1 protein-coding gene is annotated in these 501 nt (G+C 63.5%); it reads right to left on the minus strand.

What is annotated here, in order from left to right; genetic code table 11:
* Nucleotides 1-44: 44 nt before the first annotated feature.
* Entirely contained in the window at nucleotides 45-359 is a 315-nt protein-coding gene (locus tag RA21_RS18165; protein ID WP_039151566.1) for a DUF1244 domain-containing protein, read from the minus strand.
* Nucleotides 360-501 lie beyond the last annotated feature (142 nt).

Here is a 501-nt window from a genome sequence, read left to right on the forward strand (position 1 = left end):
AAGAGGGGCAGCGCCCCTCTGTCCCGGTTCAGCGGAGCAGCTGCTTACTGCTTGTCGGTCACGTTTTCCTTGAACGCCACCTCGAAGGCCGCCTGTTTCTCGGCGCTGGCCTCGGTCTGGTAGTTGGCCTTCCACTCATCCATGGTCATGCCATAGTAGATTTCACGCGCTTCGGTCTTGCCCATCTCGATGCCGCGCTCGTTGGCGGCTTCCTGGTACCAGCGGGCCAGGCAGTTGCGGCAGAAGCCGGCCATGTTCATCAGGTCGATGTTCTGCACATCGGTGCGGTCTTCCATCAGGTGCTTTTGCAGGCGGCGGAAGGCGGCGGCCTGGATTTCGGTCTCGGTTTGCTTGTCCATGGCGGTGGCTCCGGAGTTGTCTTGCGTCCCCGCAGGCCTAGCAGCCGGGACAGGGGCGGGCAATGGGGGCGGGCGGCTGGTCAGATCAGCTGCAGCGCCAGCCAGGGCCCCAGCGCGGTGGCAAAGATCACGATCTTATAGG

It is taken from the genome of Leisingera sp. ANG-DT, assembly GCF_000813785.1.
Taxonomy (GTDB): domain Bacteria; phylum Pseudomonadota; class Alphaproteobacteria; order Rhodobacterales; family Rhodobacteraceae; genus Leisingera.

Coding starts and splice junctions, on each gene's coding strand:
- RA21_RS18165 (WP_039151566.1), bottom strand. CDS start 359: ATGGACAAGCAAACCGAGACCGAAATCCAGGCCGCCGCCTTCCGCCGC.